The organism is Vibrio sp. Vb0667, assembly GCF_033391095.1.
In genome coordinates this window covers 52,689-75,951 of record NZ_JAWPOL010000016.1, presented here as the reverse complement: position 1 = coordinate 75,951, position 23,263 = coordinate 52,689, and the positions used below count along the sequence as shown (strand labels likewise).

The 23,263-nt window shown below is 44.8% G+C and carries 22 protein-coding genes; 5 read left to right on the top strand and 17 right to left on the bottom strand.

Annotated elements, in window-relative coordinates:
• Positions 1-80 precede the first annotated feature (80 nt).
• A complete protein-coding gene (gene nhaC, locus R8269_RS15340; RefSeq protein WP_005380726.1) occupies positions 81-1,514 on the bottom strand; it encodes a Na+/H+ antiporter NhaC in 1,434 nt (477 codons plus the stop codon).
• 431 nt (positions 1,515-1,945) lie between these two features.
• Here nhaC and asd point away from each other — a divergent pair, with 431 nt between their 5' ends.
• The gene (gene asd, locus R8269_RS15335) at positions 1,946-3,061 is read left to right on the top strand and encodes an aspartate-semialdehyde dehydrogenase (RefSeq protein WP_005380727.1); all 1,116 of its coding nucleotides are present in this window, start codon (positions 1,946-1,948) and stop codon (positions 3,059-3,061) included.
• A gap of 57 nt (positions 3,062-3,118) precedes the next feature.
• Here the strand turns inward: asd and R8269_RS15330 are convergent, their stop codons facing one another.
• Together R8269_RS15330 and R8269_RS15325 are read right to left on the bottom strand one after the other, a co-directional pair.
• Positions 3,119-3,982 carry an ion transporter gene (locus R8269_RS15330; RefSeq protein WP_005380728.1) on the bottom strand — a complete coding sequence of 288 codons (864 nt, stop codon included), beginning with the start codon at positions 3,980-3,982 and terminating at the stop codon, positions 3,119-3,121.
• Positions 3,983-4,017: 35 nt separating this feature from the next.
• Complete coding sequence (locus R8269_RS15325) at positions 4,018-4,656, bottom strand: YchE family NAAT transporter (RefSeq protein ID WP_005380729.1); 639 nt, start codon at positions 4,654-4,656, stop codon at positions 4,018-4,020.
• Between the two features lie 650 nt (positions 4,657-5,306).
• Between R8269_RS15325 and adhE the strand changes: the two genes are divergently transcribed.
• Positions 5,307-8,009, top strand: a complete 2,703-nt coding sequence (adhE, locus tag R8269_RS15320) for a bifunctional acetaldehyde-CoA/alcohol dehydrogenase (RefSeq protein WP_005380731.1) — start codon at positions 5,307-5,309, stop codon at positions 8,007-8,009.
• 143 nt (positions 8,010-8,152) lie between these two features.
• On the opposite strand, the gene R8269_RS15315 is transcribed toward adhE, so the two are convergent.
• The 3 genes from R8269_RS15315 to sodB form a co-directional block, all read right to left on the bottom strand.
• Positions 8,153-8,896, bottom strand: a complete 744-nt coding sequence (locus R8269_RS15315; RefSeq protein ID WP_005380732.1) for an SDR family oxidoreductase — start codon at positions 8,894-8,896, stop codon at positions 8,153-8,155.
• A gap of 134 nt (positions 8,897-9,030) precedes the next feature.
• Positions 9,031-9,534 (bottom strand): VC2046/SO_2500 family protein, encoded by a 504-nt coding sequence (locus R8269_RS15310; protein WP_005380733.1) that lies wholly within the window; start codon positions 9,532-9,534, stop codon positions 9,031-9,033.
• A 154-nt stretch (positions 9,535-9,688) separates the two neighbouring features.
• Positions 9,689-10,273, bottom strand: coding sequence for a superoxide dismutase [Fe] (sodB, locus tag R8269_RS15305; protein WP_005396533.1), 585 nt, complete (start codon positions 10,271-10,273; stop codon positions 9,689-9,691).
• 285 nt (positions 10,274-10,558) lie between these two features.
• Between sodB and R8269_RS15300 the strand changes: the two genes are divergently transcribed.
• Both R8269_RS15300 and R8269_RS15295 read left to right on the top strand, forming a co-directional pair.
• Positions 10,559-10,894 (top strand): Grx4 family monothiol glutaredoxin, encoded by a 336-nt coding sequence (locus R8269_RS15300; RefSeq protein WP_017635833.1) that lies wholly within the window; start codon positions 10,559-10,561, stop codon positions 10,892-10,894.
• Positions 10,895-10,968: 74 nt separating this feature from the next.
• Complete coding sequence (locus R8269_RS15295) at positions 10,969-11,598, top strand: DsbA family protein (RefSeq protein WP_005384890.1); 630 nt, start codon at positions 10,969-10,971, stop codon at positions 11,596-11,598.
• 78 nt (positions 11,599-11,676) lie between these two features.
• Here the strand turns inward: R8269_RS15295 and R8269_RS15290 are convergent, their stop codons facing one another.
• Together R8269_RS15290 and rnt are read right to left on the bottom strand one after the other, a co-directional pair.
• Positions 11,677-13,002: a Na+/H+ antiporter family protein gene (locus R8269_RS15290; RefSeq protein WP_017821192.1), complete on the bottom strand. Its 1,326-nt coding sequence runs from the start codon at positions 13,000-13,002 to the stop codon at positions 11,677-11,679.
• 28 nt (positions 13,003-13,030) lie between these two features.
• Positions 13,031-13,675, bottom strand: a complete 645-nt coding sequence (gene rnt, locus R8269_RS15285; RefSeq protein ID WP_258476848.1) for a ribonuclease T — start codon at positions 13,673-13,675, stop codon at positions 13,031-13,033.
• Positions 13,676-14,016: 341 nt separating this feature from the next.
• On the opposite strand from rnt, the gene motY reads away from it, so the two are divergent.
• The gene (gene motY / locus R8269_RS15280) at positions 14,017-14,898 is read left to right on the top strand and encodes a flagellar protein MotY (protein WP_005384887.1); all 882 of its coding nucleotides are present in this window, start codon (positions 14,017-14,019) and stop codon (positions 14,896-14,898) included.
• 120 nt (positions 14,899-15,018) lie between these two features.
• On the opposite strand, the gene R8269_RS15275 is transcribed toward motY, so the two are convergent.
• The 9 genes from R8269_RS15275 to rsxA all read right to left on the bottom strand — a co-directional run bounded on the left by R8269_RS15275 (position 15,019) and on the right by rsxA (position 23,188).
• Positions 15,019-15,453 carry a DUF2753 domain-containing protein gene (locus R8269_RS15275; RefSeq protein ID WP_005384886.1) on the bottom strand — a complete coding sequence of 145 codons (435 nt, stop codon included), beginning with the start codon at positions 15,451-15,453 and terminating at the stop codon, positions 15,019-15,021.
• A 150-nt stretch (positions 15,454-15,603) separates the two neighbouring features.
• Positions 15,604-16,020 carry a lactoylglutathione lyase gene (gene gloA / locus R8269_RS15270; protein WP_005380739.1) on the bottom strand — a complete coding sequence of 139 codons (417 nt, stop codon included), beginning with the start codon at positions 16,018-16,020 and terminating at the stop codon, positions 15,604-15,606.
• Between the two features lie 32 nt (positions 16,021-16,052).
• Positions 16,053-16,694 carry an endonuclease III gene (gene nth / locus R8269_RS15265; RefSeq protein WP_005380743.1) on the bottom strand — a complete coding sequence of 214 codons (642 nt, stop codon included), beginning with the start codon at positions 16,692-16,694 and terminating at the stop codon, positions 16,053-16,055.
• A gap of 64 nt (positions 16,695-16,758) precedes the next feature.
• A complete protein-coding gene (locus R8269_RS15260; RefSeq protein WP_005384881.1) occupies positions 16,759-17,451 on the bottom strand; it encodes an electron transport complex subunit E in 693 nt (230 codons plus the stop codon).
• The gene (gene rsxG / locus R8269_RS15255; RefSeq protein WP_205390966.1) at positions 17,451-18,083 is read right to left on the bottom strand and encodes an electron transport complex subunit RsxG; all 633 of its coding nucleotides are present in this window, start codon (positions 18,081-18,083) and stop codon (positions 17,451-17,453) included. The genes R8269_RS15260 and rsxG overlap by 1 nt, the downstream gene beginning before the upstream one ends.
• Before the next feature lie 7 nt (positions 18,084-18,090).
• Positions 18,091-19,137 (bottom strand): electron transport complex subunit RsxD, encoded by a 1,047-nt coding sequence (rsxD, locus tag R8269_RS15250; protein ID WP_005390256.1) that lies wholly within the window; start codon positions 19,135-19,137, stop codon positions 18,091-18,093.
• Positions 19,137-22,001 (bottom strand): electron transport complex subunit RsxC, encoded by a 2,865-nt coding sequence (gene rsxC / locus R8269_RS15245; RefSeq protein ID WP_318222585.1) that lies wholly within the window; start codon positions 21,999-22,001, stop codon positions 19,137-19,139. The genes rsxD and rsxC overlap by 1 nt, the downstream gene beginning before the upstream one ends.
• Before the next feature lie 8 nt (positions 22,002-22,009).
• Complete coding sequence (rsxB, locus tag R8269_RS15240) at positions 22,010-22,606, bottom strand: electron transport complex subunit RsxB (protein ID WP_005380760.1); 597 nt, start codon at positions 22,604-22,606, stop codon at positions 22,010-22,012.
• Between the two features lie 3 nt (positions 22,607-22,609).
• The gene (gene rsxA, locus R8269_RS15235) at positions 22,610-23,188 is read right to left on the bottom strand and encodes an electron transport complex subunit RsxA (protein WP_005380762.1); all 579 of its coding nucleotides are present in this window, start codon (positions 23,186-23,188) and stop codon (positions 22,610-22,612) included.
• Positions 23,189-23,263 lie beyond the last annotated feature (75 nt).

Here is a 23,263-nt window from a genome sequence, read left to right as displayed (position 1 = left end):
TGGAAATAAAAAAAGAGCGCTTTAAAGTGCTCTTTTTTAGTATTGAATTCGGAAGGGAGGTTCTTCCTATCTCTGCGAAGTTAAGCGGTTTGCTGCTTTAATTCGCCTTCAGCTTCTTCAACTGCTTCTGCTGTTGGTTCGCACTTATCAACAAACCAACCCATGTAAGAAGTGAAGATCGTTACGATGATACATACAAAACTCAGCCACATGAACGGGGCATAAGACAGTGTAGCAACACCCAAAATACTGGCCATGTAGATACCGTTGTCACTCCAAGGGACCATACCTGAGGTTAGCGTGCCGCCAAATTCTGCGTTACGAGACAAATTCTTACGTTTGTAGCCTAGACGGTCATAGTTCTTCGCACAGATTTTTGGGGTCAGAATAAGTGAAACGTACATCGCTGAACCAAATACGTTGCCCATAAAGGCCGTACCAATTGTGCTTGTTGCCAATGAACCTGCACTTTGAACGCGTTTTTCAAACAGCTTCGCGATAGTCTCTAGCACGCCTACTTTATCTAGTAGACCGCCAAAACCAAGGCCGAATACGATAACCGCTACCGACCCAAGCATTGAAGACATGCCGCCACGGTTAAGGATTGAGTCAATGAAATCTACGCCAGATGAGATTGCAAACGGAGCCCAAGCCGTGTTGAACGCGGTTAGGAAATCGACATCTTGGATCATCACTGCCCAAATAATACCTAGCAGAGAACCAAAACTGATCACTGGGAATGAAGGCATACGCATCGCTAGAAGTGACAATACGATGATCACAGGAACAAATGAGTAAGGGGTGATGTAGAACTGCTGTTCCATCGCTTTAATGACAGAGTCTACCTGGCTCATGTCAACTTGACCTGCGTAGTGGAAGCCAAATGCAGTAAACATAATGCCTGTAATAATGTAGCTAATGAGTGCTATCGGCAACATACCTTTAATATGTTCCATCACTTCAACGTTAGACATAGATGAAGCAAGGATTACTGAATCCGATAGAGGCGACATTTTGTCACCAAAGTAACAGCCTGAAAGTACGGCACCTGCAGTGATTGGCGCAGGAACACCAAGACCTTGACCGATACCCATCATTGCAATACCTGCCGTGCCAGCCGCACCCCAAGATGTGCCAGTCGCTAGCGCAGTCAATGAACAGATGATCATGGTCGCCAGCAAAAAGATGGAAGGGTGGATTGCTTTAAGGCCGTAGTAAATAATGGTTGGAACAATACCACCAGAGATCCAAGTACCTACAAGCGCGCCAACGGCCAAAAGGATTAAAACGGCTCCAAGTCCATTGGAAATGCCATTTAGTGCTGCTTTTTCCAGATCTTTATACTGATGGCCAAGCTTTATGCCCAATATCATGACAATGAACCAACCGATGTATAGCGCTAGCTGAATCGGTAGGTCTAGCTTGGCTGTGAACGAAAATGCCAGCAGGAGAAATAAACCGAGCGAGATAAATACCTGTATCAAGCTTGGTAGGCGTGGTGTAACTTGCTTCATATGTGCCTCTGTCAATCTTGGAGCAATAGAGGAAGGCGCTCCTTGTTGTAATCGCGCATAACATACATTAACAAAAATTATATTTCGAACATTTGGTGTTTTATCTTGATGTTCGTCGGTAAAAACGTTTGCTTGTGAAATTAACTGTTAGTTTGTTTTAATTTTTTTGGTTTTAAATGTTGTGTAATGTGAAATTATTGTGCTTCATGTGTTATTTTCTCATTGAGTGGTAAGACCAATTAGGGGGCTAAAGTGCTTTCCCTACTTGAAAAATGGTTAAAACCGCAAACCAAACACTAAAAAATCTCGTGTAACCCGGTTTTTCAGAGGAAAAGGTTAAAAAACGCGCTTATTTACAAAATAGGGGTTGAGATTTTGCTGTGAAAAATTAACTATGGGGTAGGTTTTTTAATACATGGAGAGTTAATACGATGAGAGTTGGTTTAGTTGGTTGGCGCGGTATGGTTGGTTCAGTCCTTATGCAGCGTATGGTTGAAGAGAAAGACTTCGACCTAATCGAACCAGTATTCTACAGTACTTCTCAAGTTGGTATTCCTGCTCCTAACTTAGGAAAAGACGCAGGCTTACTGCAAGACGCGTATGATATTGAAAGCTTAAAACAGCTTGATGCGGTAATCACCTGTCAAGGTGGTAGCTACACAGAAAAAGTTTTCCCTGCACTTCGTCAGGCTGGTTGGAAAGGCTACTGGATTGATGCGGCCTCTACGCTACGTATGGCTGAAGATTCGATCATCACACTTGATCCAGTGAACTTAAAGCAAATCCAACAAGGCATCCACGGTGGCACGAACACATTTGTCGGTGGTAACTGTACGGTTAGTTTAATGCTAATGGGGCTAGGTGGTCTATTTGAGAAAGGCCTTGTTGAGTGGACAAGCGCAATGACTTACCAAGCCGCATCTGGCGCTGGTGCGCAAAATATGCGTGAATTGATCTCGCAAATGGGCGTTATCAATGACTCTGTTAGCTCTGAACTTGCAAACCCATCAAGCTCTATCCTAGATATTGATAAGAAAGTCGCGGATACAATGCGCAGCGGCTCTTTCCCTACCGATAAATTCGGTGTGCCACTAGCTGGTTCGTTGATCCCATGGATCGATGTGAAGCGCGATAATGGTCAGAGTAAAGAAGAGTGGAAAGCGGGCGCTGAGGCGAATAAAATTTTGGGTTCTCAAAGTTCACCTGTTCCAATTGACGGTACTTGCGTGCGTATTGGCGCGATGCGTTGTCACTCTCAAGCACTTACTATCAAGCTTAAACAAAATGTACCAATGGACGAAATCGAAGAAATCATCGCCACTCATAACGATTGGGTGAAAGTGATTCCTAACGACCGTGACATCACTGCTCAAGAGCTAACGCCGGCAAAAGTTACGGGCACAATGTCTGTACCAGTGGGTCGTCTACGTAAGATGGCAATGGGTGATGATTTCCTAAATGCTTTCACTGTTGGTGACCAACTGCTTTGGGGTGCTGCGGAGCCATTGCGTCGTACTCTGCGAATTATTCTGTCTGAGAAAGCATAATCACATCAATCCTTTATTTGATGACAAAATAAAAGAGCTCCTTAGGGAGCTCTTTTTTCATGCGTCGTCTTCTGTTCGAACGACTCTTTTGTCTGGATCGGCCAGTTCACTACCACAATGTTTACAGTAAATTGCGTCAGAGTCGTGCCCTGCGTGGGAGCAGTTTGGGCATTTCACCAATACTTTGTGCGATTGCATCTCTTGGTGTAATTCGGCAGTGAAAATACCTGTAGGTACCGCCAAAATGGAATAACCCAGTAACATGGTGAGTGATGCAAGCCCTTTACCCAGGTCTGTTTGAGGGACCAAGTCACCATACCCAACCGTTGTGATGGTCACGATCGCCCAATAAATACTTTTAGGAATGCTAGTAAATCCGTTTTCAGGTCCTTCAATGATAAAAATCAACGAGCCGAAAATCGTTACCATAATGGCGACGGAACTAAAGAAGATAAAAATCTTTCTGCGCGCCATAAGCAGTGAACGTAAGAGGATATTGGACTCTTGGAGGTATCGGACTAACTTGAGTATGCGGAATATTCGCATCACTCGCAGCGCCCTGATCACACCCATAAACGAAGCGGATGGGAAGAAGAGTGCTAAATAAGTGGGCAAAATCGCAAGTAAATCGACGACACCATAAAAACTCTTTGCGTAGGCGGCAGGTTTAGGAGAGCAATAAAGCCTTAGAAGGTATTCAATCGTGAATAGGCCAGTAAATGTGTATTCAATAAACTTCAGCTCTTTTTCCCACTCGGCCCGAACGGAGGGTATCGAATCTAACACCAGTACGATTAACGAACTGATGATCGCGATAATGAGAGCAATATCGAACGTTTTACCAGCTTTGGTATGAGTACCAAAAATGGTGACATATAGAGTATGTTTAAGAGAGTCAGTCGTCATGACAAAGCGATCCATTGTTGAATCGCTCTATCATACAATTTTATAGAAACTCAGGCTAATCCTGGAAATAAGTTGCGTAAGCCATTCGCAATGAACTCTATGCCAAGCGCGCCCAATATCAAACCCATGATACGAGTAATGACGTTGATTCCAGTTTGACCTAAAAATCGTACGATCAATGGGGCAGAACGGAATAATAGCCATGAACAAAGGCAGAACAAACCAATCGTAATACTAATGCCCACGGTATCGAACATGCTTGGGTAGCGTGCACCATAAACAATAGTCGAACTGATTGCACCAGGACCTGCCATTAAAGGCATTGCAAGAGGGACCACACCAATCTGTTCACGACTGACGTATTCCGTTTTCTCTTGTTTGTTCTGCTTATCTTCCCCCAGTTTACCGCTCATCATCGAGAATGCGATGCTAAGTAATAGCAACCCGCCAGCGACACGAAACGAATCCAGAGAAATACTGAACATGTCTAACAGTAACTGACCAGCAAAAAGCGAAATGATCAGGATGATCGCAACAGCCACATTTGCTGTTGTTGCCGTATTGCGCTTTTCGTCTGGTGTCATATGCCCGGTTAGTGACACAAACACAGGCATGATACCAACAGGGTTTACTGCGGCTACCAAACCGAGAAAAAACTGCAAGAAGATAGCAAGTTCAAAAGTTTGCATGTTGCGTACTCATCAAAGTTCACATTAGTGAAAAGGAGAAGGGGTAATTTGGGCGTAATGTAAGGCAAAAGTTAGGTTGTAAGAAATGAAAAAAACTAACGCATTCCCTGCCATTTAAGTGAGAAAAACTAATTCTTTAATAAACTGTATCTAATCTGGAAAGGAAATGTTACGTATAAGGTTGCTGATAAATTGCACTGTTTTACATAAACGTTAACATTCGCACATTTTTGATAAAAACCAAGGTGGTTTGTAGAGAGATGTATTCGGTTCGATATACTCTCAGTAGCACAAAGAATTGGGCCTACATGTAATTTTGTTGGTCAAAAATGAAACTTTTTTACAGGTTGTTGTAGTTTCTTTTATTTATTTGTCCATTTGCTTCTTTTTTACTCAATAAAAAATGAAAGTTAATTTATTTGTTTATCAGTGATTTATGTCATTTTGGTGTGATGAGGCACCACTTTGGTAGTATTTAGGTGGTGAGAACTGATCCAAGTCAATTTTTTTCACACTCTGAAATATTATACTCAGTCCTGAAAGCAATTTACTAAGACGTTTGTTTTCTAAGTGACTGATAAACAGTAAAAACGATAAGTAATAGCCTTAGTAAAAAGTTTTTAATATTTGTTAATTTTAGGAGATTCCCTATGCCTGTAACTAATATGGCTGAACTAGATGCAATGGTTGCTCGCGTTAAGAAAGCGCAAGAAGAGTTCGCTACTTACTCTCAAGAGCAAGTAGATAAAATCTTTCGTGCAGCATCGCTTGCAGCTAACCAGGCCCGTATCCCGCTAGCTCAACAAGCGGTAGAAGAATCTGGTATGGGTATTGTTGAAGATAAAGTAATCAAGAACCACTTCGCTTCTGAGTTTATCTACAACAAATACAAAGACGAACAAACGTGTGGCATCTTAGAAGAGGATGACAACCTAGGTACTATGACTATCGCTGAGCCTGTAGGCATCATCTGCGGTATCGTACCAACGACTAACCCAACTTCTACAGCGATCTTCAAATCTCTAATCTCTTTGAAGACTCGTAACGGTATCATCTTCTCACCACACCCACGTGCGAAAAACTCAACTAACGATGCAGCTAAACTCGTTCTAGATGCAGCAGTAGCAGCAGGCGCACCAAAAGACATCATCGGTTGGATCGACCAGCCTTCTGTTGAGCTTTCAAACGCTCTAATGAAACACGATGACATCGCTCTTATCCTTGCAACTGGTGGTCCAGGCATGGTTAAAGCCGCTTACTCTTCTGGTAAGCCAGCAATCGGTGTAGGTGCAGGTAACGTTCCGGTTGTTATCGATGAAACAGCAGACATCAAACGTGCTGTTGCTTCTATCCTTATGTCTAAGACTTTCGACAACGGTGTAGTATGTGCTTCTGAGCAAGCTGCAATCGTAGTTGATGAAGTATACGACGAAGTGAAAGAGCGTTTTGCTTCTCACAAAGCTTATGTCCTAAGCAAAGCAGAAGCTGATAAAGTTCGTAAAGTGCTTCTTATCGATGGCGCGCTAAACGCGAAAATCGTAGGTCAGCCAGCAGCAGCAATCGCTGAAATGGCAGGCGTTAAAGTTCCAGCAGACACTAAAGTTCTTGTTGGTGAAGGTCTGGGCAAAGTATCTCACGATGACGCATTCGCTCACGAGAAACTATCTCCAACTCTAGGTCTATTCCGTGCTGACAACTTCGAAGACGCGGTTGCTCAAGCGGTAACTATGGTTGAGATTGGTGGTATCGGCCACACATCTGGTCTTTACACTAACCAAGATACTAACGCTGACCGTATCCGTTACTTCGGTGACAAGATGAAGACAGCTCGTATCCTAATCAACATCCCGACTACTCACGGCGGTATCGGTGACTTGTACAACTTCAACGTTGCGCCATCTCTAACGCTAGGTTGTGGTTCTTGGGGTGGTAACTCTATCTCTGAGAACGTAGGTCCTAAACACCTAATCAACAAGAAAACTGTAGCGAAGCGAGCTGAAAACATGTTGTGGCATAAACTACCTAAGTCAATCTACTTCCGTCGTGGTAGCCTTCCAATCGCACTGGGCGACCTAGAAGGTAAGAAACGTGCATTCCTAGTAACTGACCGTTTCCTATTCAACAACGGTTACGCAGATGACGTAGTAAGCCTACTAAAAGCTCAAGGCATGGAAGTTCAAACATTCTTCGATGTTGAAGCTGACCCAACACTGTCTGTAGTAGAAAAAGGTGCGGCTCAAATGGCTAGCTACCAACCTGACGTTATCCTAGCGCTAGGCGGTGGTTCACCAATGGATGCAGCGAAAATCATGTGGGTAATGTACGAGCACCCAGAAACTCACTTTGAAGAACTAGCAATGCGCTTTATGGACATCCGTAAACGTATCTACAAGTTCCCTAAAATGGGTAAAAAAGCTGAGCTTGTATGTATCACTACAACTTCAGGTACTGGTTCAGAAGTTACTCCATTCGCGGTTGTTACTGACGACAAGACTGGTGCTAAATACCCACTAGCTGACTACGAAATCACGCCAAACATGGCAATCGTTGATGCGAACCTAGTAATGAACATGCCTAAGTCTCTAACAGCATTTGGTGGTTACGATGCAGTAACTCACGCTCTAGAAGCTTACGTTTCTGTTCTTGCTAACGAATACTCAGATGGCCAAGCTCTTCAAGCACTTAAGATGCTAAAAGAGTACCTACCATCAAGCTATGCGAACGGTGCAAATGACCCAATCGCTCGTGAGAAAGTACACAACGCAGCTACTATCGCTGGTGTTGCATTTGCGAACGCATTCCTAGGTGTTTGTCACTCAATGGCTCACAAACTGGGTGCTGAGTTCCACTTGCCACACGGCCTAGCTAACGCACTACTTATCTCTAACGTGGTACGTTACAACGCGAACGACAATCCAACTAAACAAACTGCGTTCTCTCAATACGACCGTCCACAAGCACGTCGTCGTTACGCTGAAGTTGCTGACCACCTAGGCCTAAGCCAAGAAGGTGACCGTACTGCTCAGAAGATTGAACGTCTACTAGCATGGTTGGATGAACTAAAAGTTAACCTAGACATCCCAATGTCTATCCAAGCGGCAGGTGTTGCTGAATCAGATTTCGTAGCGAAACTGGATGAGCTAGCGGTAGAAGCGTTCGATGACCAATGTACTGGTGCGAACCCACGTTATCCTCTAATCAGCGAACTTAAAGATGTGTTGATGGCTTCTTACTACGGTAAAGCATTTGTTGAAGGCGAAACTTTCGAAGGTACAACTGTTATCAAGAAGAAAGCAGACCAAGAAGCAGCAAAAGCAGCACCTAAAGCAAAGAAAGAAAAAGCTGACGCGTAATTAAAAAATCGAGTGAGCAAGGTTTTCGCTAGCACGGAACCTTAATCGGGAAAAGGTTAAAGCCCCAGTCAAGTGACTGGGGCTTTTTTTATTTTGGTGCAGGAGTTACATCTGGCTCGGGAAAACAGAGTTGCTGTGTATGCTTACACTTCGGTCGCAACTACTCGGCCACTGAAGTATTCATTCGCGACGATGTATGCTGTGTTGCGGACTAGTTCGTCTTGGATCTCAGCCCAGTGTCTCTCGTTGAGCTCCTCTTTTGTATGATTTACCGAGGGAATAACGCCGCCCACTCGAATGTTGAATGGTGTGAGTTCTTTTGCCCAGCTGTGAGTAAAACCTGACACCAACGCCGCCATGCTTTCAACTCCCGTAAAGTCTTCATGGTTGTCATGAGAAATGACGTTAACAATGACGCCTTTCTTGTTTCTGGCTCGAAAGCGCTCTGCTCCTACTTGGCCGTAGGTATAAAGGAAGCGTGCCGCAGACGACAAGTGATCAATGTAAGTACTCATTGGTTCTGGCGCCATTAAGCCAGGCATAGGGGAGCTGGTCCAGCAATTAACAATCACATCTGGTGTCGCACGTAGCTGTGATTCTATCTGGTCAAACAATAAGTTAATGGACGTTGTGTTATCACTACACACATTCATCGCATACACTTTGTCAGTGAAAGCGCTGATTTGCTCATAGCTCGCTCTCAAAGCGCTAGAATTTTGGTCACAAAGAATCAAAGTTGCTCCAAGGTGAGCAAAGTGATTTGCACAGGTTCTTCCTATAACCGAACCTGCAGACGTGACGAGAATAATTGATTCTTTGATATCCATAGCACCTTCACTGTATCCATATGTGAAAAACAATACACCAGTGGTTTGTGCTAATAGCATGGTTGAAATTCGTTGGGTTCAGTGTGAAAGGCTTCAAACTAACGCTTTCGAGTGAGGACTATTGTGCGGTAATTTGTAAGATGTCACATTTCTGACGTGTAGGTATTGCAAGCTATTGGATAAAAAGCGGATCTCTATGCTTTAGCTTGAATTTGATGCTGACGTTGAGCCGTCACTAGCTGATTATATAGCCCAGCATCTGGGATCAGTTGTTTGTTGCGTTCGCCCAATCTGCGTCGCTCATGACCAGATAGGTTGTGATAAACCTCTTCTGGTAGGTTGAATGTGTCTTCAGGCAGGTAAGTCAGCGCATCTGGTTTTAGGTAATGGCTCAGCTTTGCGGAAGGCAATCCTGCATCGTGAAACTGTTTCGCTTGTTCAGCTGCGAGTTCATAGCTGCTGCTATCAGAACGAAGAGCTTGAGGTTGCGATAAACCCAATTGTTGGCGAAGAATACTGTCACTGGTGATGACTTCCTGGACCTCTTCAACCGGGACTACATCGCGAACATCATTAGAGAACATAGACAGAATCAGCGAGAAATCCGCACGACGACCGTCGTGTACGGCATGGTTAATACCATTACCGAACTGAAGTTCGTTGATAATTGCAGCTTTGTCTAAAGTATGAATTTGCATGATGTTCCTCGCTCGATGCTCTTTTAACGGCGTGGATAAGAAGAACTTTAGTAAAAGAGGGAATTATTTAAAGGTGCTAGGGAAGGCGAAACAAAAAAGCCCGCTAAATAGCGAGCTTTTGAATAAGACTAAATTGAACTTAGGGGGAAGTATATTACTTCGCTAGGTTCTCAGCTACGAAGTCCCAGTTTACTAGAGCCCAGAAGCCGTTCATGTAATCAGGACGTACGTTACGGTAATCGATGTAGTACGCGTGTTCCCATAGGTCAACAGTTAGAAGTGGTGTTGTACCTTCTTCTGTTAGAGGAGTAGCAGCGTTAGAAGTGTTAACGATCTCTAGAGAGCCATCAGCTTTCTTAACAAGCCAAGTCCATGAAGAACCGAAGTTGTTGATTGCTGAATCAGTAAACTTCGCTTTGAATTCTTCAAAAGAACCGAATGCTGCGTTGATTGCGTCTGCAACTGCGCCAGTTGGCTCGCCGCCCGCATTTGGAGCAAGACAGTGCCAGTAGAACGTGTGGTTCCAGATTTGCGCTGCGTTGTTGAATACGCCACCAGTAGAAGTCTTGATGATCTCTTCTAGAGTTTTGCCTTCGAACTCAGTACCAGGGATAAGACCGTTAAGCTTAACAACGTAAGTGTTGTGGTGCTTACCGTGGTGGTAGTCTAGAGTCTCTGCTGAGATGTGTGGTTCTAGTGCGTCTTTCGCGTAAGGAAGAGCTGGTAGTTCAAATGCCATTACTCGATTCTCCATTGATTTGAAAGGATGACCTTTCGATTGCTTCCAGTGTTTTTTTATAGCTATGTCGCCTTTAAGGCTGACTTGCTAAGTATTTTAGCAAGTTTTTACTTTATTAAAACCCCGATATGAAAATATTTTAAGAGGTTAGCAGTGGTGAAGTGCTGCATTGCTCGCCAATGAGCAACCTAAAATTAAGCCTTATTAATTATATGGTTTTTATTCTGTCGTTATTGAGTAGAATGTGGCAAATAAATAAAGTTCAAACCCATGAATGAGGAAGCGATGGAAACTATCGACAAAATCAAACAGCAGATCTCTGAAAACTCAATCCTGCTGTACATGAAAGGATCACCGAAACTACCTAGCTGTGGTTTCTCTTCTCAAGCGTCACAGGCACTAATGGCATGTGGTGAGAAGTTCGCTTACGTAGACATTCTGCAAAACCCAGATATCCGTGCTGAGTTACCAAAGTACGCGCAATGGCCAACTTTCCCTCAACTATGGGTTGAAGGTGAGCTTATCGGCGGTTGTGACATTATTCTAGAAATGTTCCAAAAAGGTGAACTGCAGCCTCTAATCAAAGAAGCAGCAGCGCGCGCTGAAGATCAAGCTGAGTAATTCGTAAATACTCACATTTAGCGATAGAATACGAAGGAGCCGTACTGGCTCCTTTTTCTTTTTAGGTTAGTGGAATGAACATAAAGCTTTACTACGTGCATGACCCAATGTGCAGTTGGTGTTGGGGTTACAAACCAACGCTGGATAAACTAAAACAGCAACTGCCAGGTGTGATTCAGTTTGAGTATGTGGTTGGTGGTCTTGCGCCAGATACTAATTTACCGATGCCGCCCGAGATGCAACAAAAACTCGAAGGTATTTGGAAGCAGATTGAGCGCCAGTTAGGCACTAAGTTTAACTACGATTTCTGGAAGCTTTGTACGCCAGTTAGAAGCACTTACCAATCTTGTCGTGCGGTTATTGCAGCGGGCTTTCAAGATTCTTATGAGCAGATGCTAGAAGCGATTCAGCATGCGTATTACTTACGTGCGATGCCTCCTCATGAAGAAGCCACTCACTTGCAACTAGCGAGAGAAATTGGCTTGAATGTTCAGCAATTCAAGAATGATATGGACGGCTCTTTCTTAGAGGGTGTGTTCGAAGATCAATTGAGCCTTGCAAAGAGCCTAGGTGTGAACTCTTACCCTAGCTTGGTTCTTAAAATTAACGACGCTTATTTTCCGATTGCCATCGATTACCTGTCGACAGAACCAACCTTGAAGCTGATTCGTGAGCGTATTATTGACAATATGCCAGCGCAATAACCTCAGTTATGAATAACAAAAAGCCGCTCATTGAGCGGCTTTTTCGTAACTAAATGTATATCCATCCAAACAATAGTATTAAAGCACCATTGCTGCAATCCAACCAAAGATGATTAGAGGGATATTGTAATGGATAAAGGTTGGAACGACTGTTTCCCAAATGTGCTCATGTTGACCGTCGGCATTTAGACCAGATGTAGGGCCTAATGTAGAGTCAGAAGCTGGAGAGCCTGCATCACCTAACGCAGCTGCAGTACCTACCAGTGCAATCGTTGCCATCGGCGAGAAGCCGAATGCTAGCGCAAGAGGAACATAGATAGTTGCAAGGATTGGAATCGTAGAGAACGATGAACCAATGCCCATTGTTACTAATAGACCAACGATCAGCATCAGTAGTGCAGCTAGAGGCTTATTGTCACCGATGCTGGTTGATAGCGATTGTACTAGTGTTTCAACACCGCCAGTTTGCTTCATTACTGCTGCAAAACCTGCCGCTGCAATCATGATGAAGCCAATCATTGCCATCATGTGTACACCTTTAGTGAACACGTCGTGCGTCTCTTTCCATGCAATAACGCCGCCGAAAGTAAACACCATAAAGCCAGCTAGAGCACCGATAATCATTGAACCCGTGTAAAGCTGAACACCCAATGCAGCGACAATACCAAGTGCCGCAACTAAGATGTGCTTTTTATTGATGACATGATCGGTTTCGTCAACGACAGTCAACTCAGTTTCTTTGTAGACACGCGGTTTACGATAGCTAACAAAGATAGCCAGTAATAGACCAAACAGCATGCCTGCACCTGGCAGTAACATGGCGGTTGGGACTTGGCTTGCAACCACGTTTTCCAAACCGTTGTCATGTAGGTTCTTTAATAGAATGTTGTTTAAGAAAATACCGCCGAAACCAACAGGTAAGATCATGTAAGGTGTGATCAAACCGAAGGTAAGAACACACGCGACCAAACGTCGGTCGAGCTTAAGTTTCGCGAATACGCCCAAAAGAGGTGGAATCAAAATTGGAATAAAGGCGATATGGACCGGAATTACGTTCTGAGATGACATCGTGACAAGCACTAATGCCACCAACACGGCGTACTTTAACCCGGTAGTTGACGCCGAGTTTTCTTTACCATTTAAGCGCTTGATAACACTTTTGGCCAGTAGATCCGTGATGCCTGATTTCGAGATGGCAACAGCGAAAGTACCTAACATGGCGTAGCTTAGCGCGATAGTTGCACCGCCACCTAGACCACTTTCAAATGCGGCAACCGTATCCCCAAGGCTCATGCCTGCGACTAGGCCGCCTACGATGGCACTAAACGTGAGGGCAACCACCACGTTTACGCGCATCAATGCTAACACGAGCATGACGCACACTGATATAACGACAGGATTCATACTTTTCCTAATATGTTGTGTTTACTTATTATTCTTCGTCGACAAGCGGCCAACCGCCGAGGGCCTTCCATTTGTTGACAATACCGCAGAATAATTCTGCTGTTTTTTGTGTATCGTAAAGCGCAGAGTGTGCTTCACGGTTATCAAATTCCATCCCGGCTGTTTTGCATGCTTTAGCGAGAACTGTTTGGCCATAAGCAAGGCCACTTAATGTAGCCGTATCAAAAGTAGCAAAGGGATGAAAAGGGACTCTTTTTAGTTTACAGCGTTCATTTGCTGCATTTACAAAACCCAAGTCGAATGCTGCGTTATGAGCAACCATAATTGCACGTGAGCAATCTGCGGCTTTTTGTTCCTTTCGAATAAGCTTATAAATTTCCTTTAGCGCCTCTTGCTCAGAAACAGCACCACGAAGAGGGCTGAAAGGTTCACGAATACCATTGAATTCAAGCGCTTCTTTTTCTAAGTTAGCGCCTTCAAATGGTTCCACATGAAAATGAATGGTGGAGGCCGGATGCAACACGCCATGTTCGTCCATTTTCAACGTAACGGCACAGATTTCTAAAAGTGCATCAGATTGAGCATTGAAACCAGCGGTCTCAACGTCTACTACCACAGGGAAATAACCACGAAAGCGTTTTTTCAAGGTTAGAGCTTCATTTTCTAGTGTCATGTTGGCTTATTTTTGTGTGACGAAGGCTGCATTATTGCAGATTATACCGATGAGAAAAACCGCAATTTAAGAGAAAACCGGAATTCTATTTTGCATCCAATCAATAAGTTTGTATTGCATATTATGTAGACGTTTATTCACCATACTTTGCATCATGTAAACCGATAAAACATGAGGAAGTAAAACGCTAAGTGGCGGTTAAGGTGATTGGAACACGGTGGCTCACATTAATGGCAGTGTGACAGATAACCCTATATTGGCGAGATTTTTGCATGCCGGTTGAAGTGGTTTTATTGATGCAAATTGACGGCAACAGACTGCCGTTTAAGAGACAGTATTAGATGAAGAAATGGCTGATTACCAGTGGTGTTGTATTTTCGTTGTTTAGCACAAGCAGCTTCGCTTTGATGGGCAAACGTTATGCTGCAACTCCACAGCAATCTCAATGGGAAATGGTGGTCAATACACCATTAGAATGTCAGCTTGTACACCCCATTCCAAGCTTTGGAGATGCGGTATTTTCATCTCGTGCAAATAAAAAAATCAATTTAGACTTTGAGTTAAAAATGCGTCGCCCGATGGGAGAAACACGTAACGTCAGTCTCATTTCTATGCCGCCACCTTGGCGACCAGGTGAACACGCCGATCGAATTACAAACTTAAAGTTTTTTAAACAGTTTGATGGTTATGTCGGAGGGCAAACAGCATGGGGCATTTTGTCTGAGCTGGAAAAAGGCCGTTATCCGACTTTTAGTTACCAAGATTGGCAGAGCCGAGATCAGAGAATTGAAGTCGCATTGTCATCAGTACTGTTTCAAAACAAGTACAACGCGTTTAGCGACTGTATTTCCAACTTATTGAAATACAGTTTCGAGGACATTGCTTTTACGATTTTGCACTACGAAAGACAAGGTGATCAGTTAACCAAGGCTTCTAAAAAGCGTTTATCACAAATTGCAGATTATATCCGACATAATCAAGATATCGATCTCGTGCTGGTGGCGACGTACACAGATTCAACCGATGGTAAAAGTGCGAGTCAAAGTTTATCAGAGCGACGTGCAGAGTCACTTCGTGACTATTTTCAGTCTCTAGGGCTACCGGAAGATCGAATTCAAGTGCAAGGGTACGGCAAGCGTCGTCCTATTGCAGATAACGGTTCGCCAATAGGAAAAGACAAAAACCGCCGAGTCGTGATATCTCTAGGGCGAACCCAAGTGTGATGCATATAAAAACGCCGAAGCTGAAAGCTTCGGCGTTTTTGATTTACTGACGTTGTTAATAATATTTTAGTGGTATTTTGCCAAGCACGTTTCGGTGATTCCTGCTGTATAATTTGAATGTTAGTTTAAGCGGAATTTGGCAATGACTTCGCAATTGGTGGCGGTATCGATTTTTTCAACCTGTTTGGCAATAGCCGGATTAGGGTGACGCTTCATAAAGTCTATCAACGCCTTAGTACAGCATCCTATCGAGTCGATAAAGCTTGCACACTCTTTATTTGGGCATTGTGGGATAAGTGTTAAGACCTTCTCAGAGGCCAGTTGAAGGTATTTGAGTTCATAGTCAGTATCTCCAGCCCAACGCCAGAACTGAGCTAAGTTATGACAAGAAATCACAGAAATTAATAATCGCTCGTCCGCCTCAATTTCCACACATTCGCTAATATCTTCACTCAGGCTTAGGGCTTGCTGGTAATGAAGAATGCTGCGAACAGGGTCATCTAGTTGAAGTGCCGTATCGGCTAGAAGTGTGTGTTTTTCCCATTCACTGATCATTATCGTAATCCCGCATATCGAAGTTGCGGATAAATCTAAACGATAACTATTATCAAGTAAAGGGTTTTGTTTATAAAAGGACAGGCAGATCGCAGACCTGCCTGTAATCGGAGTTCAACTTGCAGTACAAGTGATTATTAGAAGTGCCGCTTAGCCTTCAAGACCTGCTGAAGCTTGCTTGTTTTGAATAAGCTCAATCATATAACCATCTGGGTCTTTTACGAATGCAATGTGCGTGCTTCCGCCTTTTACGGGACCTGGCTCACGCGTCACATTACCGCCCGCCGCTTTGATAGCGTCGCAAGTTGTGTAGATATCATCAACACCAATGGCGATATGACCAAAAGCGGTACCTAAGTCATACTCAGTTTTACCCCAGTTGTAAGTCAGTTCGATCACTGCACCTTGGGATTCGTCACCATAACCAAGAAACGCTAGCGTGTATTCGTACTCTTTATTTTCGTTAGTACGAAGCAGCTGCATGCCCATAACTTCAGTGTAAAACTTGATGGATTTGTCTAGATCACCTACGCGAAGCATAGTGTGGAGAATTCGACCGTTTGACATTTTTTGCTCCTAGCTTTGATTTACAAATAGCGTTAGCTATCTGGGTATACTTTCTCTTTATATTCGCACAAATCTTCGATAATGCAGCTACCGCAGCGAGGCTTTCTTGCTACGCACGTATAACGACCATGAAGAATGAGCCAGTGGTGCACATCGAGTTTGAACTCTTTTGGCACAACTTTTAATAGCTTCTGCTCGACATCATCAACCGTTTTTCCCATCGCAAATTTAGTGCGATTCGACACGCGATAAATGTGCGTATCGACGGCAATAGTTGGCCAACCAAAAGCGGTGTTGAGCACGACGTTTGCGGTCTTGCGACCTACGCCTGGCAGCGCTTCTAACGCGGCACGATCTTCAGGAACTTCACCATTGTGTTTTTCCAACAAGATCTTACAAGTCTTGATTGTGTTTTCTGCCTTTGAGTTAAACAAACCGATGGTCTTTATGTATTCTTTTAAGCCATCGACTCCCAAATCAAGAATGCTTTGAGGTGTATTCGCTACAGGGAAAAGCTTGTCGGTGGCTTTATTGACGCTTACATCGGTTGCTTGAGCTGATAGTAATACAGCGATTAGCAGCTCAAAAGGGGAGCTCCAGTTAAGCTCAGTTTGAGGATTCGGATTGTTTTCTCGTAATCGCTCAAGAATTTCGATTCTTTTTATTTTGTTCATTGCTGACTTCCAATACCGTCTCTGCGGTTTATGAAAAAGGCTCCTATGACAGAGCCTTATCTTGTTATGCGTTAGTGACGCGAGCACGTTCTATGGTTGGTTTTTCTTCTTTTGGTTGACGTGCCTGAATTGAATTATCTATGACATTTTTGAGCGCTATCAACAGCCCAACACCGATAAATGCACCAGGTGGGAGAAGCGCTAACAGGAAGCTATTGTCAAATTGGAAAACTTGAATCCGTAGAGCTGAAGCCCAGTCTCCTAGGAGAAGGTCTGCTCCGTCGAATAGTGTGCCATTACCAATTAATTCGCGCATGGCACCTAAAACAACCAAGACGCTCGTCATACCAAGGCCCATCCACAAACCATCTAGCGCAGCGGGTGCAACATCATTTTTTGAAGCATATGCTTCAGCTCGACCAATAATGATGCAGTTGGTTACAATCAGAGGAATAAAGATACCAAGAGATAGGTATAAACCATACGCATAGGCATTCATCAATAACTGAACACAGGTAACGAGAGAGGCAATGATCATCACGAACACAGGAATGCGGATCTCTTTTGGTACGTAATTACGAATAAGAGAAACCGTGACGTTGGAGCCGACCAGCACTAATAAGGTTGCAATACCAAGACCTAAGGCATTGGTTATCGTGGAAGAAACCGCTAGTAGTGGACACAGACCCAGCAGCTGTACGAGAGCAGGGTTATTGCTCCACATACCGTTTTTCATCAGCAATTTATTTTCACTCATTACTGCTCTCCTTCACAGCCCAAAGGCTGGCTAAGAATGTCTTCACGAGATTGGTTTACGTAGTTAACGGTATTTCGCACCACTTTTACGACGGCTCTAGGCGTGATCGTTGCACCAGTAAATTGATCGAAATCACCACCATCTTTACGAACTTTCCATGAGTTCCAGTTACTTTCCGTGACTTGTTTGCCCGTAAAGCTCAGGATCCAGTCGGTGACACGAAGATCGATTTTATCGCCCAGACCAGGGGTTTCTTGGTGGTTTAGGACGCGTGTCCCCAAAATATTGCCCTGATTATCAATCCCAGTAATCACTTTTATCTCACCATTGTAGCCATCTGGCGCGATAGATTCTATTGCGATTGCTGTTGGTTCACCATTCTTCGTGGCGAGGTAGGCTGGCATCGCACGTAATGTCCCCAGATCTGGAGACGTGACCATTGTACAAGCTTGCGTGAGTGCGTTGTCATGCATGTTTTCTGGAATGACTTGATTCAAAACAGAAAGTAATTGTTTTTGCTCTTGTACCTTGATTTGGTCTTTTGTTAGGTACTGAGTAAGGGCGACTAATCCGGTTGTTGCACATGCAAACATCGCGAGTGTCAGACCATTTTTTCTAATAGCGGTTAACATGTTTACCTCAGTGACCGTAAGTTCTAGGTTTGGTGTAGTAATCGATCAGTGGCACACACATATTTGCAAGCAACACTGCAAATGCAACACCATCTGGGAAACCGCCCCAACTGCGAATGATAAAAACCAAAGCACCAATAAGCGCACCGAAGATTAAACGTCCTTTGACGGTGGTAGACGCCGAAACGGGATCGGTTGCAATAAAGAATGCGCCAAGCATGGTTGCACCAGATAACAAGTGTAAAACTGGCGACGCAGTTTCCCCTGGCGTCAGCAACGTGAACACTAGGCTAAACAGAGTCAGACTCGCAAGGAAACCTGCTGGAATATACCATTGGATGATACGCTTTTTGATCATGACTATGCCGCCAAGAAGGTAAGCAAGGTTTACCCATTGCCAACCAATACCACCTAAGCCATCAAATATTGGCTGCGACATTACTTCGCTTGGAGTGGCACCTGTAAGAATGCCAGTCTTAAATGCATCAAGTGGTGTCGCCATTGTCACGCCGTCAACACCTGAGCGAACTTGCTGAAGTGATAAGCCGTCGTAATCATAGCCCGTAAAAATTAAAGAGAGTGTATCTGCAAAATTTACATGATCAGGTATGAGTGATGTCGGTGCACTCCAACTCGTCATTTGTACTGGGAAAGAGATCAACAAGACCACATAAGCGACCATTGCAGGGTTGAATAAGTTTTGTCCAAGGCCACCATAGAGGTGTTTAGCGATTACTATCGCAAAAATAAGCCCGATCACCATAATCCACCACGGAGACCATGGTGGTATAGCAACGGCTAATAACCAAGCGGTAACTATTGCACTGTTATCACGTAGCGCTCTCATTGGTGAGCGTTTACGACAGATCATGACTAAGGCTTCAAGGGATACAGCGACTGCAATGGCAAAAATCAGCTGAATAAGCGTACCCCAGCCAAAGAAGTAGGTTTGAGCTACTAAACCTGGAAGTGCGCAAAGTGCCACCCATTTCATTAAGTCTGGCGTACTACGACGACTGTGGGTATGCGGTGAACTGGCAATAAAAAACGACACTACTCGTTCTCCTCAGTATTATTTTTATTAGCTTCTTGTTGCGCTTTGCGTGCCTTCGCGCGCGCAATTGCTGCGGCAACCGCGGCTTTCTTCGGATCTACTTCTGGTTCTTCGGAGGTTGCTTCTTCAACAGGCTCTGTTTGCGTTTCTTGCTTCGCTTTGCGCGCTTTGGCTCGAGCGATGGCAGCAGCCACGGCGGCTTTTTTCGGATCTTCGGTTTGCTCGGCAGGTGCTTCAGCTTCTTCCGCTTCAGTTGAGTCTGCTTGTTTCGCTTTACGAGCCTTCGCGCGCGCAATTGCTGCGGCAACCGTGGCTTTTTTCGGATCCACTTCTGGTTCTTCAGAAGTTGCGTCTTCAACAGGCTCAGTTTGCGTTTCTTGCTTCGCTTTGCGCGCTTTGGCTCGAGCGATGGCAGCAGCCACGGCGGCTTTCTTCGGATCTTCGGTTTGCTCGGCAGGTGCGTCAGCTTCTTCCGCTTCAGTTGAGTCTGCTTGTTTCGCTTTACGCGCTTTGGCACGAGCAATGGCAGCAGCCACCGCGGCTTTCTTCGGATCGTCGGTTTGCTCAGCAGGTGCTTCAGCTTCTTCCGCTTCAGTTGAGTCTGCTTGTTTCGCTTTACGTGCTTTGGCACGTGCAATCGCGGCAGCCACGGCGGCTTTTTTCGGATCGTCGGTTTGCTCAGTAGGTGCTTCAGCTTCTTCCGCTTCAGTTGAGTCTGCTTGCTTCGCTTTACGTGCTTTGGCACGTGCAATCGCAGCAGCCACGGCGGCTTTTTTCGGATCTTCGGTTTGCTCGGCAGGTGCGTCAGCTTCTTCCGCTTCAATTGAGTCTGCTTGCTTCGCTTTGCGCGCTTTGGCTCGAGCAATTGCAGCGGCAACTGCGGCTTTTTTCGGATCGTCGGTTTGCTCAGCAGGTGCGTCAGCTTCTTCCGCTTCAGTTGAGTCTGCTTGCTTCGCTTTACGTGCTTTGGCACGTGCAATGGCAGCAGCAACCGCGGCTTTCTTCGGATCGCTGTCTTGCTGTGCAGACGTTTCCGATTCTACAGATTCAGTTGAATCTTCTTGTTGTGCTTTTTTCGCTTTAGCTCGGGCGATGGCGGCCGCAACTGCCGACTTTTTATCATCAGCGTTATTGTCTGGCGTTTCGCCTTGTTCTTTTTGCGCTTTCCGTTCGCGAGCAAGACGTTTGCGTTCTTCGCGCAGTTTTGCCATTTCTGAGTTATCAGGTTCACTAGAGCCTGCTTTAGCTGCTGCCGCTTGTTTAGCCTTCGCTTTGGCAATGGCTGCCGCTACGGCTGGTTTTACTGCTGGCTCTGCTTTTTCAGTGGTTTCTGTCTTTTGAGCTTTCACTCGTGCGATTGCTGCTGCTATCGCATCATCGCCGCCAGAAGACTTCATCTCTTTACGGCGCTGATCGGCAGCTTTCTTGAAGCGATTTTCACGTTCTGCTTTTTCGCGTTCCATACGCGCTTTTTTCTCTTCAAAACGCAGTTTTGCTCGCTCTGCAGCTTCCGCTTCTTGTGTTCTAGTTCGAATTTCTGCTTTCGCTTGACGGTAGTACTGTACGAGCGGAATTTCACTTGGACATACAAACGCACAAGCGCCGCACTCGATACAATCCTTTAAGTTTAATTCTTCGAGTTTGTCATACTCTTCAGCTTTTGCATGCCATTGCAGTTGTTGAGGCAGCAGCGAAGCAGGGCACGCTTCGGCACATTGGCTACAGCGAATACATTCCATCTCATACTGGTGCGGAGAGATCTCACGACGAGTCGGAGCAAGGATACAGTTTGCTGTCTTGGTAATCGGCACTTGGGAGTGAGGAAGGGTAAAGCCCATCATTGGCCCACCCATAATTAAACGCTGTAACTTCTTATCTGCTTTATAGCCAAACTCATCCAACAGTGCTTGTACTGGTGTCCCTAACAATGCCCAAACGTTGCGTGGTTGTTTGAAGGTTTTACCAGTGAGAGTCACGATGCGCTTTATCATCGGTTCACCGTCGATGACTGCGCGTTTTATAGCGTAAAGAGAACCAACATTCTGAACCAAAATACCAATATCGGCTGGAATCGCGCCACTTGGTACTTCTTTATTGGTTAAAATTTTGATCAGCTGTTTTTCACCGCCAGAAGGGTATTTAGTTGGGATAACGCGAATAACGATATCTTTGTTTATAGCCGCAGCTTCTAGCGCTTTGATTGCTTCTGGTTTGTTGTCTTCAATGCCAATAATCGTGAGCTTTGGTGTCAGGATATGTTCGACAATTTCGATACCTTGAATAAGCTCTTCGGCATGTTCTTGCATGAGCTTGTCATCAGACGTGATGTATGGCTCGCACTCTGCTGCATTAACGATAAGAATCTCGGTACGAGCAAAACCTGATTGGATTTTTTTTGCAGTAGGGAAGCCTGCGCCACCCATACCAGAAATACCAGCGAGACGAATAATATCAATCAGTGCGTCAGGGGTTTCTTGTTGGTAATCTGCGACGGGGTTTCTTTCACACCATGCATCTTTCCCATCAGGCGTGATGACTGCGCACAACTCACTTAACCCAGAAGGGTGCGCGACAGTTCGTGGCTCAATCGCGGTGAGCGTACCTGATGTTGGAGCATGCACTGGAACCGTAAAGCCGGTCTCCGATTGCGTTAATGGCTGACCTTTTAATACGTAGTCACCTTCGGCAACCAGTAGGTTACCCGCTTTACCAATGTGCTGCTTTAGCGGCAATACAATTTCTGACGGGATAGCCGCATGAGCGAGTTCAGTTTTGTTGGACTGCTTTTTATTGTCTGCCGGATGCACACCACCTGGGAAATCCCAAAGCGCGCCTGTACGAATTTGTTCAATCAAAGACAACATGTGAAACCTTACTTAATTGAATCTTTCACGTTCGCTGCATTGTCGGCAGCATCCGTAATGTTAAGTACCGGAATGGAGTGAAGTTGCCACTTCCAGCTTTCTGTGGTCGTTGCCACAGGAATCATTTCAATACAATCAGTCGGACATGGGGCAACACACAAGTCACAGCCCGTACATTCATCTTTGATTACGGTATGGACCGCCTTTGTTCCGCCTACAATTGCATCCACCGGACACGCCTGAATACACTTAGTGCAGCCAATACACATGTCTTCATGAATAAACGCAACGGTTGGAATTTTGCTGTCGAGATCGTGCGCAGATTCTTCTGGCTCAACACCCATTAAGTCGGCGAGCTTTTCGATTGTTGCCTGACCACCAGGGGGACATTTGTTTATGTGGTCGCCATTTGCAATTGCTTCAGCATAAGGGCGGCAACCAGGGTAGCCACATTGACCGCATTGAGTTTGCGGTAAAATGGCGTCGATTTGATCCACAATAGGGTCCGCTTCAACTTTAAAGCGAATAGAAGCAAAACCAAGTATCGCGCCGAAAATCGCAGCCAGAACCGCTAACGCGATAATCGCAATTAAAATCGTACTCATCGCTTACTTCACCAAACCTGTAAAGCCCATAAAGGCGAGTGACATTAAACCTGCTGTAATCATTGCTATTGATGCACCTTTAAAAGGTACAGGAACGTCGGCGGCGGCTATGCGTTCTCGCATGGATGCAAAAAGTATCAACACCAATGAGAAACCAACAGCGGCGCCGAAGCCGTAGATGATCGATTCAATAAAGTTATGGTTTTCATTAATGTTAAGAAGTGCCACGCCCAATACTGCGCAGTTTGTTGTGATCAGCGGTAAGAAAATGCCAAGCAAGCGATAAAGCGTCGGGCTGGTTTTGTGCACAACCATTTCGGTGAACTGCACCACAACGGCTATCACCAAAATAAAACTCATGGTTCGAAGGTACTCAATACCCAGTGGACGAAGGATGTAGCTTTCCACTAAATACGCACACACTGACGCGAGCGTTAGCACAAAAGTTGTCGCTAAGCCCATACCTATTGCTGTTTCCAGTTTTTTGGACACGCCCATGAAAGGACATAGGCCCAAAAACTTCACCAGTACAAAGTTGTTCACCAGCACAGTGCCGACCAACAACAAAACATATTCGGTCATAGTTATTACGTTCTTAAAATCCGATCTTGATATTATCGTGTTTTGTGACACCAATAACAACCAGTGAACGATGTG